The sequence below is a fragment of the Variovorax cryoconiti genome (genome assembly GCF_051216395.1).
Lineage (GTDB): Bacteria > Pseudomonadota > Gammaproteobacteria > Burkholderiales > Burkholderiaceae_C > Variovorax.
The window spans coordinates 1-15,552 of sequence record NZ_JBPJZI010000008.1; the positions used below are offsets into that span (position 1 = coordinate 1).

9 protein-coding genes are annotated in these 15,552 nt (G+C 70.6%); 2 read left to right on the plus strand and 7 right to left on the minus strand.

Features of this window, described 5'->3' with window-relative positions; all coding sequences use genetic code 11:
- From ACSFA2_RS18440 to ACSFA2_RS18470, 7 genes are all read right to left on the minus strand, one after another.
- A partial coding sequence (locus ACSFA2_RS18440) for a helix-turn-helix domain-containing protein (protein ID WP_435457004.1) occupies positions 1-332 on the minus strand: 332 nt, incomplete at its 3' end.
- Positions 333-508: 176 nt separating this feature from the next.
- Entirely contained in the window at positions 509-2,476 is a 1,968-nt protein-coding gene (gene recD / locus ACSFA2_RS18445) for an exodeoxyribonuclease V subunit alpha (protein WP_435457005.1), read from the minus strand.
- A 2-nt stretch (positions 2,477-2,478) separates the two neighbouring features.
- Entirely contained in the window at positions 2,479-6,189 is a 3,711-nt protein-coding gene (gene recB, locus ACSFA2_RS18450; RefSeq protein WP_435456770.1) for an exodeoxyribonuclease V subunit beta, read from the minus strand.
- A complete protein-coding gene (gene recC, locus ACSFA2_RS18455; RefSeq protein ID WP_435456771.1) occupies positions 6,186-9,665 on the minus strand; it encodes an exodeoxyribonuclease V subunit gamma in 3,480 nt (1,159 codons plus the stop codon). Before recC ends, recB begins: the two co-directional genes overlap by 4 nt.
- 94 nt (positions 9,666-9,759) lie before the next feature.
- A complete protein-coding gene (locus ACSFA2_RS18460) occupies positions 9,760-10,932 on the minus strand; it encodes a lipocalin family protein (protein WP_435456772.1) in 1,173 nt (390 codons plus the stop codon).
- 97 nt (positions 10,933-11,029) lie between these two features.
- Positions 11,030-12,253 (minus strand): oxamate carbamoyltransferase subunit AllG family protein, encoded by a 1,224-nt coding sequence (locus ACSFA2_RS18465; protein ID WP_435456773.1) that lies wholly within the window; start codon positions 12,251-12,253, stop codon positions 11,030-11,032.
- Positions 12,254-12,257: 4 nt separating this feature from the next.
- The gene (locus ACSFA2_RS18470; RefSeq protein WP_435456774.1) at positions 12,258-13,535 is read right to left on the minus strand and encodes an amidohydrolase/deacetylase family metallohydrolase; all 1,278 of its coding nucleotides are present in this window, start codon (positions 13,533-13,535) and stop codon (positions 12,258-12,260) included.
- A 186-nt stretch (positions 13,536-13,721) separates the two neighbouring features.
- Here ACSFA2_RS18470 and ACSFA2_RS18475 point away from each other — a divergent pair, with 186 nt between their 5' ends.
- Both ACSFA2_RS18475 and ACSFA2_RS18480 read left to right on the plus strand, forming a co-directional pair.
- Positions 13,722-14,231, plus strand: a complete 510-nt coding sequence (locus tag ACSFA2_RS18475) for a MarR family winged helix-turn-helix transcriptional regulator (RefSeq protein ID WP_435456775.1) — start codon at positions 13,722-13,724, stop codon at positions 14,229-14,231.
- Positions 14,232-14,792: 561 nt separating this feature from the next.
- Positions 14,793-15,548 (plus strand): SDR family NAD(P)-dependent oxidoreductase, encoded by a 756-nt coding sequence (locus ACSFA2_RS18480; protein ID WP_435456776.1) that lies wholly within the window; start codon positions 14,793-14,795, stop codon positions 15,546-15,548.
- Positions 15,549-15,552 lie beyond the last annotated feature (4 nt).

Genomic DNA, 15,552 nt, shown 5'->3' on the forward strand with positions numbered 1-15,552 from the left:
CTCGCCCGATAGCCGTCTTGCCCTGCGTTGCGACTGATCTCGCGGCTGATGGTCGACGGTGCCCTGCCAAGTCGGGCGGCCACCGAGCGCATCGATTCACCGACCATCAGAGCACGAGAGATCTCTTCTCGCTCTGCCAGGGTCAGCGCATTCGCGCTGCGCCGCCGGTCCGGTGGTCGAATGCCGCCGGTCTTTGACAAGATGGTTTGGACGGAAGTGTGAGGTCGATCAAACAGATTGCCAATCTGGTGAAGGGTCCAGCCTTCCTTCCAGCGCTCCCACATCAATGCCTTCTGGGCGTCCGTGTAGTAGGTTCGCGTCCGATACTTCATCTGCAACACTCCTTCTGCCTCAGCAGTGGTTAGTGTGTTGCATCGACCAGTTGAATCCGCCGCCGAATGCAGCCGGCCGAAGGATGCCACAGCGACATCCTCGTGGAAAAGCTCCCCAGCTGCGATCCGCCAAGCTCAATGACTTGGCGCAAGGCAATGGCTGCACCTCCCTACGCCTAACGCAGCAGCGACAGCAGCCCGCTCGCACGCCGCGTGCGCTGCGCCAGCGCCTCGCTGAAGGCAGGCGCGCGGGGCGTGACCAACGTGAAGGCGCTGCGCGCCCGCGTGATGCCGGTGTAGACCAGCTCGCGCGTCAGCACGCGGCCGGCATCGCGCGGCAGCACCAGCACGGTGTGGTCGAACTCGCTGCCCTGCGACTTGTGCACCGTCATCGCGAAGGCGGTCTCGACCGACGCCAGCCGGCTGACACCGACCGAGCGGGCGGTGTTGCCGTCGAGGAAGTACGCGCGCAGCGGCGCATTGGGCGTAGCCGGCGGCAGCGTGATGCCGATGTCGCCGTTGAAGACGCCCACCGCCGCATCGTTGCGCGTGACCATCACCGGCCGGCCCTCGTACCAGGCGCTGCGCTTGACGAGCGAACCCGCGGCCACCATCGCGCGTTCGATGGCGGCGTTCAGGCCCTCCGCGCCCCACTCGCCCTGACGCACGGCGCAGAGCAGACGAAAGCGCTCGAAGGCGGTGAGCACGGCGAGCACCCAGTCGGCATGGGCTGGCGCATCGCCGGGCGCCGGCCGTGCGTGCAGCGCCGCGAGGTAGCCGCCGAAGCCGCCCGGCGCGCCGGCGCGGCCACGCAACGCGAGCGCGACGACGTCGGCGGGCGACGGTGCATCGAGCCAGGCCAGCGCGCCGCTTCCGTCGGCGTGCAACAGCTTCACCGCCGATGCCGCGTTGCCCTCGTTCACGGCCATCGCGAGCTGCCCGATCGGCCCGCCGAAACGACGGCTCTCGCGCAGCATGACGGTCTGCTGCGCCAGCGGCGGACCGTCGCCGGCAAACGCATCGGGCACGCGCCGGCCGGTGACCGCTTCGAGGTAGGCCAGTGTCTCCGGCCGGTAGCGCCCGGCCTCGGCATCGCGGCACAGGTCACCCAGCACCGCGCCGGCCTCGACCGAGGCGAGCTGGTCCTTGTCGCCCAGGAAGATCACGCGCGCCGTCGGCGGCAGCGCCTCGAGCAGCGCGGCCATCATCTCCAGGTGGATCATCGAGGCCTCGTCGACGATCAGCACGTCGACCTCCAGCGGATGCGCCGCGTCGAAGCGGAAGCGCCGCGTGTCGGGCCGCGCGCCGAGCAGCGAGTGCAGCGTGCGGGCCGGCTGGATGTGCGAGGCGAGCTCGTCGAGCGGCAGGCGGTCGCCGAGCTGTGTATTCAACGCATCGAGCGCCGCATCGATCGACTGCTTGAGCCGCGCCGCCGCCTTGCCGGTGGGCGCAGCGAGCATCACGCGCAGGCGGTCGGGGCTGGCATCCATCGCGAAGAGCAAGGCGAGCAGGCGCGCGGCGGTGTAGGTCTTGCCGGTGCCGGGGCCGCCCGTGATGATCGAGAAGCGGCCACGCAGCGCGAGGCCGCAGGCGGCCTTCTGCCAATCGAGGGTCGATGCAGCATCGGTCGCTGCGGGGAACAGCAGATCGAGCTGCCGGCGCACGGCCACCGTGTCGACCGGCAGCGGCGTGGCGCCGCGCGCCAACACCTGCGTCGCGACACGCCGTTCGTAGTCCCAGTAGCGGCGCAGGTACAGGCGGCCTTCGTGCAGCACCAGCGGCGCGCTGCTTGGGGCGTCGCCCGTGCCCACGAGCGGGCTCGCTTGCAGGGCCTCGGTCCATGCACCGGGCTCGGTGTGCAGCGATGCCATCGCCGCCTGCAGCGCCGTCTGCGCATCGGCGGGCCAGCCGAGCAGCGCATCGGCGTCGCCCAGCAGCTCGTCGAGCAGCAGGCAGGCGTGGCCCCGGCCTTCCATGTGCGCGACCAGCGCGCCGGCCATCAGCAGCTCGGCGGACGTGTCGGGCTCCAGCTCGTGCAGGAAGCCGGCGAAAGCGGCGTCGAGCCGGCGCAGCCAGCCGGACTCGGCCCATTCGCGCAGCGTGGCGAGCAGCGACGCGGACGTGGTGGTGTCGATCGATGGCATCGTCATGCCTCACCCTCCGCGGTGGCGCCCAACAAGCGGTCGAGCGCATCGAGCAGTGGCAGCACCGGCGGCACGTGGTAGCACCCACGGTACGGCCCGTCGATGCCGCGCAGGAACAGGAAGACCGCGCCGCCCAGCTGTACCGCGGGGTCGTAGGCGGCGCCCAGGCGGCTGCGCAGCAGGCGGTGCAGCGCGAGCAGGTAGATGGCCGATTGCACGTCGTAGCGGTGCGCAGCCATCGCGCCTTCGAGCGCGTCGTGGTCGTAGTCGACATCGCTGCCGCCGAGGTGGTTGGACTTGTGGTCGAGCACCCAGTAGCGCCCGCCGTGCTCGAACACGATGTCGGCGAAGCCCATCAGCATGCCGTGCAGCTCGCGCTCCGGCAGCGCCGGGCGCTCGCGGCCACCCAGCAGGTGCTGGCGGCACAGCGCGTCGATTTGCGTGGCGGCCAGGGTCTGCGCGGGCAGCCAGAACTCCATCTCGGGCACGGTGACCGCCAGCGCGTCGAGCGCCGCGCCGACCGGCGGCAGCGGCGACTGCAGCACGCGCAGCAGCCACGCCAGCACGTCGGGCGCCCGCTCGGCCCAGCCCTGCCGCTCGCAGCGGCGCAGCAGTTGTTGCTGGCGCTCGGACGAGGCGGCGAGGTCGAAGCCTTCGGTCGCCAGCCATTCGAGCTGGTCGTGCAGGAAATTGCCGGCGAAGGCGCCACGCGGGAAGCGATGCCAGGGCGCGTCGATGGCCTCGGCGCGCAACGGGGCCGCGGCCAGGTCGCCATCCGCTGCATCGCCCGGCTCGTCGTTGCGCACGGCCGCCACGCTCGATGCCAGCACGCCCGGCAGGGGTGATACGGCCGACAGCGTGCGCACCAGCGCCGAGAAGCTGCCAATCGACCAGCGCCGGTCGAAGTCCGCGTCGTACTTCGACATTTCGCGCAATGCCGCCGGCTCGCCGCGCGGCAGCAGCGGCGTGGTGCCGAGGCCGGCCATGTCATCGGCCGGCACCAGCGCGATGTCGGCGCAGAGCTGCACCACATCCTGGATGCGTGCCATCAGGTGCTCCGGCAGCACTTCCTCGGTGCCGCCGAGCACGTAGCCGATGGCACTGCGGTGCAGCGTCGGCGCGTTGGCATTGCCTTCCTTCAGCGCCGCCAGGCCGACCCACACGGCGTGCCGTGCCCGCGTGAGCGCGACGTACAGCAGGCGCAGGTCTTCGCGCTGGCGCTCCTTGTCGGCCTCGGCGATGTGGGCGTCGCTCAGGTGCAGGTGCAGCGTGCGTTCGCCTTCGTCGTCGGCCAGGTTCAGGTGAGAGGTGCCGGCCTTCTTCACGCCACGGAAGCCGCTCGCGAAGGGCAGGAAGACCAGCGGGTACTCGAGGCCCTTGGACTTGTGCACCGTCACCACCTTCACCAGGTCGGCGTCGCTTTCCAGCCGCACGATCTGCTCGTCCCCACCGGCTGCATCGCCGCGCACCTGGTCGGCCAGCCAGCGCACCAGCGCCTGCTCGCCGTCGAGCTGGCCGCTGGCCGCCTGCAGCAGCTCGGCCAGATGCAGGAAGTTCGTGAGCCGGCGTTCGCCGTCGGCCGCGCCACCGAGCCAGCGGGTCGGCAGCTGCAACAAATGCAAGGTGCGGCGCAGCATGGTCAGCACGCCCTGCTGCTGCCAGATGCCGTGCAGTTGGCGCAGTTGCTCGCTGCGCAGGTCGAAGGCTTCGTCGTCGCGCGCGAGCACGCGCAGCTCGTCGATCGAGAGGCCGACGGTGCGCGTCGCGAAGGCCGCGCGCGCCAGGCGCACGTCGAGCGGCTCCGCGACGGCGCGCAGCCAGTGCAGCAGGTCCTGCGCCTCGGGGCTGGCGAAGACCGAGTCCTTGTCGGAGAGGTAGACCGAGGCGACGCGCCGGCGGCGCAACTCGCGCTGCACGGCGGCGGCTTCCTTGCCGGTGCGCACCAGCACCGCGATGTCGGCGGGGCGCAGGCGGACGAAAGGCTTGCCCGGCTCCACGAAGCCAGCTTCCGCATCGTTCAACAGCACGACGATGCGCTCGGCACAGCGCGCCGCGAAATGGCGCCGGCTGGTTTCGGCGTTGAGCAGCGTGGCATCGAGCACCAGCGTGACCCCCGGCTCGGCACCGGCCGCGCTGACGAAGGCTTCCTTGCGACCGCGCGCCTCGACCGGCGCGAAGGGCAAGGGGTCGTTCTCGGCGCCACCGCGGTACATGAACGCGCCTTCGCCATCGCGCCGCTCCGGGTGCGCCAGCAAATGGTTCACCGCGGCCACCACCGACGCGGTCGAGCGATGGTTGGTGCCCAGCATGTAGTGCCGGCCCTCGGTCGCGCGCCGTGCCTGCAGGTAGCTGTGGATGTCCGCACCGCGGAAGCCGTAGATCGACTGCTTCGGGTCGCCGATGAGCAGCAGGCCGCTCGACGGCTCGTTCGCAGCGATGCGGTAGAGCCGGTCGAAGATGCGCGACTGCACCGGCGAGGTGTCCTGGAACTCGTCGATCAGCGCGACCGGGTACTGCGCCAGCATGCGCGCGCGCAGCCGCAGCGCGGCCTCGCCGTTGCGCTCGGGGTCGAGCGCATCGTCCAGGCGCTGCAGCATGTCGGCGAAGCCGAAGCTGCCCGACTGGCGCTTGAGTTCGGCCAGCCGCTGCGCGATCTGCGCGGCGGCGTGCAGGCGCAGCGCCGTGCCGATGGGTGGCAGCGCGTCGAGTGCAAGCATCAACTGCTCGAAGGCCGCGAAGTCTTCCGGCAGGTCAACGCTGGCACCGGCCTTGAGCGCGCCCTGCATGCCCTCGGGCGTGAAGCGCGTGCGGCCGGTCTTGAGCTCGGGCAGGTCTGCGCGCGGGTCGTCGGCCCACGCGGCCAGCGCGTTCAGCCAGCCGGTGTAGTTCCGGGGCGCCATGCGGCGGCCGTCGAAGGGGCACGGCTTGCGCGCCATCTGCGCGTCGATCCAGCCCTGCATCGCCTGCGCGCGCTGCGCCCAGCCGAGTTTGAGCGAAGCGAGTTGCGTGTGGCGCGCGGCCAGCGCCTCGTCGATCAGCGCGCCCAAGGCGCCCCGCCCCGCATCCGCCGGCAGCGTCTGGCCGACCAGCGCGCGCGCGTCCTTGGCGAGCGCGTCGACGCTGGGCCACACGGAGAGCGCCGCGTCGAGCGGCTCGCCCGACAGCGGGTAGAGCTGCTGGCGCCAATAGTCCTGCGCCGCCTCGTCGAGCATCGCGCGCTCGTTGGCGGTGAGATCCTCGTCGAACAGGCAGCCGCTGTCGAAGGCGTGCTCGCGCAGCATGCGCTGGCACCAGGCGTCGATGGTGTGGACGGCCGCGTCGTCCATGCTCTCGGCGGCCATGGCGAGCCGCCAGGCGGCCGACTGGCGTGGCGCGCCGTCGGCATAGGCCGCGATCAGGCTGCGCAGGAAGGCGTCGCCGTCGTCGGGCACCGCTTCGCCGCGGAAGCAGCGCGCGGCTTGCAGCAGGCGCGCGCGGATGCGGTCCGACAGCTCGCGGGTGGCGGCGCGGGTGAAGGTCATCACGAGGATCTCGGACGGCACCAGCGGGCGCAAGTAGCCGGTCGATGCGCCCTCGGCGTCGGCCTCGCCATGGCCCAGCACCAGCCGCAGGTAGAGCGCGGCGATGGTCCAGGTCTTGCCGGTGCCGGCGCTGGCTTCGATGAGGCGGCTGCCCCACAGCGGCAAGGTCAGCGGGTCGAGGTGCTGACTCATACGGCCGACGCCTCCGTCAGGGCGGCATGGAGCTCGACCGCCACGTGCGTGGCCGCCCAGTCACGCAATGGGCCGTAGAGGATCTCGGCGAATTCCTCGAAGCGGCCGTCGGCCGCCAGCGTCTCGAAGTCGGGAAACACGCGCGCCAGGCAGGCTTCGCGGCCCTCGCCATCGAGGAACAGGCCGCCTTCGTAGGCGGGCTCGGGCTTGCCGCCGTCAAGGAACGCGAGGGCCGTGAGCGGCGCCACCGGCAGCGGCTGGCCCATGCCTTCGCGCCAGGCATCGAGCAGATCGCGCAACGTCGCCATCGCACGGTCGGCCGGCATGGCCTGCACAGTGAGCGTCGCGTCGCGGCCGACGAGCACGCCCTGCACCGGCACGCCGCAGGCACTGCCGACCAGCGCGTGGATCCATGCGCCGATCAGCTTGTCGACCCGTGGCGCGCCCTTGTCGGTGGCCAGCCGGCTGGCCTGCAGCGACAGCCACACCGGCGCGCCGGATTCCATCGACGCCAGGCGCAACCCGTCGAGCCAGTCGTCGAGCACCAGGCCCTCGTGCTCGAAGCGCAGCGGCTCCTTCACGCCCGCGACGGGATAGTCGCGGTGCAGCGTGCGCCAGCGCGTCAGCATTGGGCGCAGGGCACTGGCCAGCTCGCGCTCGGCGCGCTCGCCCAGCGCGGCCATGGGCAGACGGCCACTGCGGCGGATGCGCGCGAGCTGCGTGTCGATGCGGCGATCGAGCGGCGCGGCGGCCTCGGGCGCGCCGGCATCGTCGAGCGCATCCAGCGACTCGTCGAGCAGGCCGTAGTGCGTGAGGCCGTCGAGCGCGAAGGTCTCGTGGTCCTCCATCACCTCCTCACCGTCGCTGAAGACGACGGCGAACTGGCGCCGGAAGAAATCCTTGACCGGGTTCTTGAGGAAGCTGGTGAGCGCGGACAGCGTGATCGGCACCGCGGTGTCGATGGCAGCCGGCGCGCCGTCGGGCCACACCGCATCGCGGGCATCGGGTTCCGCCGCCGCTTCATGCGCGCCGCGCCATTCCCGGGCGTGGGTGAAAAGCGGCGCCGCGGTGTCGTCAGCAATTTCGGTAACCTCGAAGTAGCGGCGGCTGAAGGGCTGCAACGGGTGCTCGGTGGTGCGCGCCTCGACCACGTCTTCACGCCAGCCCGCCTCGAGGTAATCACGCAGCTGCGACACCAGCACCGACGGCGGCTGCTCGCTGTTGTCGCGCACGCTGCGGCCGGTCCAGCTGACATAGAGCACGCGGCGCGCCGACAGCAGCGCCTCGAGCATCAGCTGCCGATCGTCGTCGCGCCGCGAGCGATCGCCCGGCCGGCGCTGGCCGGCCAGCCCCATCAGGTCGAAGTCGCTGCGCGGGCTGCTGCGCGGGTAGTCGCCGTCGTTCATGCCCAGCAGGCAGACGACCTCGAAGGGCACGGCGCGCATCGGCAGCAGCGTGCAGAAGGTGACGCCGCCGGCGCGGAAGCGGCGGCTCAGGCCGGGCTCGTCGATGCCTTCGAGCCAGGCTTCGCGCAGCACGGCCAGCGGCACCGGTTCGTCGAAGGCGGCGCTGTCGCAGGCCTCGAGCCAGGCGCCCAGCGCATCCTGTGCGGCGGCCAGCGCCAGGCGCTCGCGCTCGTCGGTCGGCGCCATGAAGGCGGCGAGCACGGCGCGGGCGCGCTCGGCCCAGGCGGCCGGGGTGGCGTCGCTGGCGGTCTGCGCCCACCAGGCGGTGAGCGCGCCCAGCAGGTCGGCCAGCGCGCCGGCCACCGAGGCTTCCAGCCCGCCGACTTCGGCATAGGGCTCGATGCCCTCGAAGGCGCCCTCGTCCGCTTCGCCATTCGCATAGCCCAGGAGCATGCGCTGCAGGCCGAAGCGCCAGGTGTTCTGCTCACCGCATGCGTCGAGCCCGAGCGCCGACCGGTGCGCCAGGTTCAGGCCCCAGCGCGCGCCCGCGCCTTCCATCCAGCGCGCCAGCAGCGGCAGCTCATCGGCCGCGATGCCAAAGCGCGCGGCCACGGCCGGCACGTCGAGCAGGTCGCGGATCTCGGTGAGGCCGCAGCGTTGCTGCGGCAGGCGCAGCAGCCATTCGAGCGCGACCAGCAGCGGGTTGTGGCCGCGCTCGTTCAGGTCGGCGATGTCGAAGGGAATGAAGCGCGCGTCGCTGCGTTGGTACTGGCCGAAGACAGAACGGATGGCCGGCGCGAAAGCCGCGATGTCCGGCACCATGACGACGATGTCGCGCGGCTGCAGCGGCGCACCACCGGGCGGCGCAGCGAGCAGCGCGAGCAGCTGGTCGTGCAGGATCTCGACCTCGCGCTGTGCGCTGTGTGCGACATGGAACACGACCGAGCGGTCCTCCGCATCGACCGGCGTGTGCGGGTGCTCGTGCAGCGGCACCAGGTCGCGGATGTTCGCCTGCACCTGCTGCAGCAGCGTCGTGGCCGGCGCGTCGTCGAACAGGTCGATCTGGCTGTCGCCGAAGCGTTGCTGCGCGGCCGCTGCGTCGTCGAAGGCGTCGAGCTGGCGCACGAAGTCGCGGCCCTGCCGGCCCCAGGCCGCCAGCAGCGGATGGCCGTGCGCATGCATCTCTTCCAGCGGCACCGACGCCAGGTCGCGCGCCCCGCGCAAGGGGTGGCGGCGACGCGCCATGCGCAGCAGCTCGCGCCCTTCGATGATGTCGGCCCAGTGGTAGCGGCTGGGGTTCGGGATGGCCATCAGCACCTGGGTGTGGGCCGACAGCGCAGCCAGCGCCTGCAGCGTCTGCATCGGCACATGGGTCATGCCGAAGAGGATCACGCGGCGCGCGACCGGCGCGGCCAGCGGCGCGCCGGTGGTGAGTTTCGCGAGGAAGCGCTGGTGCAACTGCGTGCGGGCGGCGCTGCACGCGTCGGCGTCGAGCCCGGCCAACACGTCGCGCCACAGCGCGGCCTGCCAGCGCTGGTCGTCGGGCAGCGGCAGGTCGTTGGCGCCACCAAGGCCGGGCAGCACGTCGCGGCCCGCCTCCCACGCGGCGAGCCAGTCGCTGCGGTAGACCTGGTACTGGTCGTACAGGTCGGCCAACCGTTGTGCCAGTTGCAAGCGCCGGCCCAGATCGCCATCCCGAAGGAAGCCGGCCAGCGGTGAGAAGCCCGGGCGCGGCGCCACCTCGGGCAGCAGGTGCATCAGCCGCCAGGTCAGCGCCTGCCGGTCGAGCGCGGAGCGGGCCGGCACCGCGTCGCGGCCCAGCACCTGGCGGTAGCTGCGCCACAGGAAGCGCGCCGGCAGCTCGACCCGCGTGGCCGCGCACACGCCGCTGGTGGCCGCCAGCGTCATCTTCAGCCACTCGGCCACGCCGTTGCTCTGCACCAGGAAGACTTCTTCCTCCAGCGGCAGCAGCGGGTGGCGCCGGATCCATTCGAACAGCGCATCGCCCAGCAGTTCGGCGCGGTTGCCGTGCAGGACCAGAAGGCCGGGCTGGAGAGGGACGGGAGTCATGCGCTGCGCGGCGGGTGAAGAGGAAGCGAGGGGTGGCGGAGCATTCTCGCCGCTGCGTCGGGCGGCGACGCTGCGGCCCGTCGTGCAATCTCGCTCAGCGCCGGCCAGCGGCGAGGTTCGCCAGACGGTCGTAGCCGCTCATCTCCAGGAAGCCCTGCCCTTCGGCGCCGCCGCTCACGCGCACCGGCCCCTCCCAGTAGACATTGGCCGTGGTCTGGCGCGAATCGAATTCGCCGTCGGGGTAGAAAGGCTTCACGTCGTAGACGCCCGAAGGCAGACGCAGGCGCCACTCGACGACGTAGGGGATCTGCGTCACGGGGCTGGTCCAGCGCGCACCCGGCGTCAGTTCGATGTCCTCGCCCTTCAGCGGCACGGCGCCCTTGGCGTCGGACACCGTGCCGGCGGTCATGACCTTGCGGCCCTCGGCGTCGAAGAGCTGGTAGACCATCACGTCGGAGCCGTTGGCCAGATGCAGCGCGAACCAGTTCCAGCCCAGCGTGGAGGCATCGAACTCGCCCCACTGGTGATCGAACCACACCGGGCCGCTCACCGGAACGGTCTTGCCGCCGACCACGATCTCGCCCTTGGCGGCGATGCGCGGGCGCGAATAGTAGTAGCTGATGCCGGCCTTGCCGAAATCGAGCAGGCCGGGCGTCTTCGAGCCGGCGGCGCGGTGCGCGACCACCGGCCCCGCGTCCTGCAGGTCGAGCGAGATCGCCATGTCGTCGGACGCAGTCCGCAGCGTGTGCGACGGCCCGGCCGCCGCCACGCGCCAGCGCCCCTGCGAGAAGTCGAAACCGTTGGTGACCGTCTTCGCCGGCACGCCGCCGGTGCGGGTCTGGCTGGCATAGCGCCGGCCGGTCTGCAGGTCGGTCACCGCGGCGTGCAAGGCCGTGTGCTTGACCAGGCCGGTGGCGACGAAGACCGCGACGTGGAAGGCATAGCGTTCGCCGTTCGCTGCATCGAGGATGCCGTTGTAGTACCACCATTCCATGCCTGAACCGTGCGCGGCGTCGTCGGCCGGCAGGTTGAGCGGCGGGAGCGCGGCGGTGCGTTCGGTCGGCCCGCCGTCGTCGACGGCCGCGACTGGCGCCGCCCGCCCCGACAGCGCATCGGGCATCCACGCCATGAACAGCGCCGCCGCCGCGACGACCAGGACACCGACGCCCAATAGCAGGTAACGCCGCGCAGCACGACGGCGCTGCAGCTCTTCCCGGTAGGAGCGGGAATACGCCCGGCCGGAGCGAGGGGAAAAATCATCTGGCATCGGCGAGGCCTCGGAAGGACATGCAATGGGCGCCGAGCCTAGCATTGGCTCCGCGCCAACGCCAGAGAAGGCAGCAGTCGCTGCGCTGCCAAAAGGCTCACAGGAGCCCGGGTGGGCTGGTCCCGAACAGCTCGATCAGCGGCGGCATCGCATCGTAGGCCTGGGGACGCGCAGCGTCCCCGGGCCCCGCCCCGGGGACTTCGCCCGAGGCTTCGACGAACAGCGCCCCGTCGGGCCGGTACACACCGCGGCCGACCAGCCCGTGCGTGCCTTGCTGGTCGAGGATGGCGAGGTCGACCAGCGGCGGCACACCACTCACCGCCGCCCGCGCGATGTCGACCAGCCCCGTGGCCGGGTCGACCACCGCAGCGCGCTGCGCCGCCAGTGCATCGGGCAACACATTCCGCCATTCATCCTGCAGCGCCGGCGCCGCGGCGAGCGCCTGACCACCGAGCCCGCAAAAATCGATGACTGCGCTGTCGCCGATGGCGCCCAGCGCCTCGGTGTCGGCATGGCCGGGCATGCGCGTGCCCATCGGCGGCGTGGCCGGGCGCCGATGCCAGCGACTGTCACCATGCATACGCAGCCCGAAGTCGATGCCATTGCCACCGACCGCGGCCAGACCGTGCGCAGCGTGGCGCAGCCGCCAGCAGGCCGCCGCCATCAGGACCGTCAGCACGAAGCCCGGGTTGGACTGCAGTGCGGCCCGATCGTCGGCAGCAAGGCCGGCCATGGCCTCGACCAGCGCCGCGTTGGCCGCGCCGGTGCGTGCATGGCATTCGTCGCCTTGAGTAAGCGCCTGCACGACGATCGGTGCCAGCGCCACAGGCTGCGCTCGCAGCAGCGGTGCGAGCCGCTGCAGGCCGAAATCGGCGATCGCGGCAAGACGCAAGCGCGCCTCCGGCGCCTCGGTGCCGAAGCGCAGGGCCGGCGGCGGCCCTTCAACCAGCGGCGCCCATGCGACGCGGGCCGCATCGCCGACCACGGCCATCGGCATCGAGGCCGAAACGACCTGCGCCAGCGGCGTGACCACCCCGTGGTCCTGCGCGGGACGAAGCTCGACGGCGCCGGTTGACAGCATGGCGCGTGCATGCGCGTCGTCGGCGGCCAGGCCTTCGAACAGCAGCGCCTGCACGCAGGCGTTGCGCACGGCACGCGGAAGCTCGCCTTCGAATGGCGGGCCGGCGTGCAGCAGCACCGTCGAGGCCAGATCGGGCAAGGCGTCGCGGCGCAACACCACGTCGCGCAGGCTCGCGCCTTCAAAAGGTCGCGCCCAGAATGCGGCATCGGCCGTCGGAAAAGACGGAGGCACGGCAGACATGGCGTCAGGCCCCCTGCGCCACCGGAAGGATCGATGCGACGGCATCGAAGCGCTCGCCGGCGCGCAGGCAGAAGGCGGGCGTGAGCAGGCGGTCGGTCGTGACGGCGGTGCCTTCGTTGTCGTGCAAGGTCCAGCGGCCGCGCTGGTCGTTCAGCACGCTCACGTCGGCCTCGCCGCCCACCCGCAGGCTGCCGAGCGTGTCTTCCATGCCGATCATGCGGGCCGCGTTCACCGTGACCATCGGCACCACCTGCTCGATCGTCAGGCCCAGCGCCAGCATGCTGGTCATGGCCGACACCAGACTGAAGCGGATGCGTCCCTTGAACATGTGGTCTTCCTCGTCCGGGTGCGAATCCGGCGTGCCGGGTGGCGCCGGCACCGTGGTGTTGTAGCCGTGCATGTCGGCGCCGAGGGTGTCGGGCATCACGCCATAGTCCAGCACGATGCGCGCCGTGCGGTAGCTGAAATGAGAGCCGTGGCCCACGTCGATCTTCAGGCCGCGCGCGACCGCTTCCTTCACCAGCGGATGGAGCTTCCCGTCGAGTTCGACGAAGCCACCCGGGTGCCGGCTGAACGGGTGCGCCAGCACGTCGCCCGGCTTGAGCATGTCGACGACCTGGTTAAAGATCGAGTCGGGGTCGACGGCCAGCCCGCCCTCCTCCGGCTTCGGCCACAGCTGACCGAAATGGATGTACACCGGCAGTTCCGCCTCGCGGCCCATGCGGGCGGCCAGACGCATCACGTCGACACCCCAGCGCGCGAAGCCGCCAATCTCGGCATGCGCCTTCAACCCACGGACCAGATCGCGGTTGCTGCGCGCAGCCTTCACCGCCGCGTCGACGTCGAGACAGTCCGGGCGGTACAGCTCGGGGTAGTAGTGCCCCTCGAGCCCGCCCACCAGATAACACGACATGAAAGCCACCACGCGTGACTTGGCAGTGGCCACGACGTAGTCGCGAAAACCCGGCAGCGTGATCGAACTCGGCCCGCCCTGGTCGACCAGGGTGGTCACGCCGGAATGCACGCCACACAGGTCGGCGTTCATCCCGAAGCGGCCGGTCACCCCCTGGTAGACGTGCGCATGGGTGTCGATCAGCCCCGGGAGCACCAGCTTCCCACGGCAGTCGACCACCTGGGTGTCGTGGGTATCGGCCAGCGCGCTGGCCGACAGGTCGGGCCCGACCGCCGCGATGCGCGTACCCGACACCAGCACATCCATGATGCCGTTGCGCTGACTGGCGGGATCGATCACGCAGCCGCCTTTGAGCAGAATGTTCGTCATGTCCTTGGTCGTTCCGAAATGGTTCAGTTGAACTAAATAGGTGGCATGCCGCATGTTTCGTGCCACCCCCGCGACCGGTCGATCCGGCAACAGATATGCGGTATGCCCGCTAAACTGCCGCGCAGCCCCACCCTTCCGCGGGGCCGGGATGCGGCCCCTGCCGCTCAACGCTGCACACGTGTTCAGATGACAGAAAAAACCAAGAGCAAGACCGTCCAGGCGGAACTCCAGGCCGCACAGGAACGCTCGATGCTGTTCGCCCGCCCGGGCTTCCTGATCCGCCGGCTGCATCAGATTCACAGCGGTCTCTTCACCGAAGAAACCAAGGCCTTCAACATCACGCCCGTGCAGTACAGCCTGCTGACCGCCCTGGCGGAGCACGGCGAGATGGACCAGAACACCCTGGCCATGGAGATCGGCCTCGAGCGCACCACGGTCGCCGAGGTGTTGCCTCGCCTGGAGAGCCGTGAGTTCATCGAGCGCAACCAGTCAACGCAGGACAAGCGCGTGAAGCTGGTCAAGCTCAGTCGCACGGGCAAGGCGATGGTTCGTCGCATGGAAGCCGCCGCCCAGCGCGCCCACGACCGAACCATCGAGCACCTGCCTGCAGCGGAGCGGCAGCTGTTCATGCTGCAGCTGATTCGGCTGGTGGAAGCAAACAACCATAAGAGCGTGGCACCCCTGCGGCTGCGCTGAGCTGCTGCTGGCTGAGCGGGAATACTGGTCTGTCGAGGCGCAGTGACGGCTCATGCCGGCAGGGTGCACTGCTTCGTTCGTGTCCCCCGGCCTGCGGCCTCCTCCTTGACCTCACTGCGCAGTACACCCCACCGGCACGAGCCTGGACGCGACGGCTGATCATTGCGCTGAACGACACAGCGCGTCCAAGGCCGAGGGTGGTGGGTGGCCCCTGCAGCGAAATCAAGGAGGAGGCGAAGCCGGGGGACATTCGCGGAAGGGGCCACCCGCCGCCCTGGGCCCATCAACGGCACTGCAAAACCCAAACTCACAGCCGCTTCCATAATAGGTGGCATGCCCCATTAATGCGCGGCATACCACCGATACGGTGCATCACGCACGCTGCCAGATACTGACGAACGCTTGGTCGAGCGTGAATTTCACGCGCAAACCTGTTCGCTGTGCTGGATATTGATGCAACGCAAGGACAGGACATGCCGCAAGCTGCTAGTGGCATGGACGTTGCTTGAAAGCCCAAGGGCCGCGGCATTTCTGCCACGGGTTTCCGCCACCGGAGGTCTCATGGGTCTGGAAGGTTCTGTCGCCATCGTCACAGGCGCTGCCATCGGCATCGGCTTCGCTGCGGCTGAGCGCCTGGCGGAGCGTGGCGCGCGGGTCGTCATCGCTGACCGCAGCGGCGCCGAAGAAGCCGCCGCCCGGCTGGCAGGGCGCAACCTCCAGGTCACGGGCCTCGCGCTCGACGTCTCCTCGCCCGAGCAGGTGAGCGCTGCCGTGCAAGCCACCGAATCGCGCCATGGCCGCATCGACGTGCTGGTGAACAACGCCGGCATCTACTCCACGCTCGAACCCAAGCCCTTCGAGCAGCTGACGCCGCAGGAGTGGCGTCAGGTGTTCGACGTCAACGTGATCGGCGTGTTCCTGATGTGCCAGGCGGTGCTACCGGCCTTCCAGCGCGCCGGGGGCGGCCGCATCGTCAACATCTCTTCGGGCGTCGCCTTCAAGGGCAACCCCTGGATGGCGCACTACGTGGCCAGCAAGGGCGCCGTGATCTCGCTGACGCGGGCGCTCGCCACCGAACTCGGCCGCTACCAGATCCTCGTCAACAGCGTGGCACCGGGCTTCACGCTGAGCGACGGCGTCCACCGCAACCCCACGCTGGTCGAAGGCGTGCGCGAGCCGTCGATGCGCAACCGGGTGCTCGCGCGCGACATGACGCCGGCCGACCTGGTGGGCGCCATCGAGTTCTTCGCCGACGCACAGTCGGCCTTCATCACCGGCCAGACGCTGGTGGTGGACGGCGGCGCGTACTTCCACTGACGCC

What these genes read in the sequence shown, in the direction of transcription:
- ACSFA2_RS18475 (WP_435456775.1), top strand. Translation starts at nt 13,722, where the DNA reads ATGACAGAAAAAACCAAGAGCAAGACCGTCCAGGCGGAACTCCAGGCC.
- recD (WP_435457005.1), bottom strand. Translation starts at nt 2,476, where the DNA reads ATGCCATCGATCGACACCACCACGTCCGCGTCGCTGCTCGCCACGCTG.
- recB (WP_435456770.1), bottom strand. Translation starts at nt 6,189, where the DNA reads ATGAGTCAGCACCTCGACCCGCTGACCTTGCCGCTGTGGGGCAGCCGC.
- ACSFA2_RS18480 (WP_435456776.1), top strand. Translation starts at nt 14,793, where the DNA reads ATGGGTCTGGAAGGTTCTGTCGCCATCGTCACAGGCGCTGCCATCGGC.
- ACSFA2_RS18460 (WP_435456772.1), bottom strand. Translation starts at nt 10,932, where the DNA reads ATGCCAGATGATTTTTCCCCTCGCTCCGGCCGGGCGTATTCCCGCTCC.
- recC (WP_435456771.1), bottom strand. Translation starts at nt 9,665, where the DNA reads ATGACTCCCGTCCCTCTCCAGCCCGGCCTTCTGGTCCTGCACGGCAAC.
- ACSFA2_RS18465 (WP_435456773.1), bottom strand. Translation starts at nt 12,253, where the DNA reads ATGTCTGCCGTGCCTCCGTCTTTTCCGACGGCCGATGCCGCATTCTGG.
- ACSFA2_RS18470 (WP_435456774.1), bottom strand. Translation starts at nt 13,535, where the DNA reads ATGACGAACATTCTGCTCAAAGGCGGCTGCGTGATCGATCCCGCCAGT.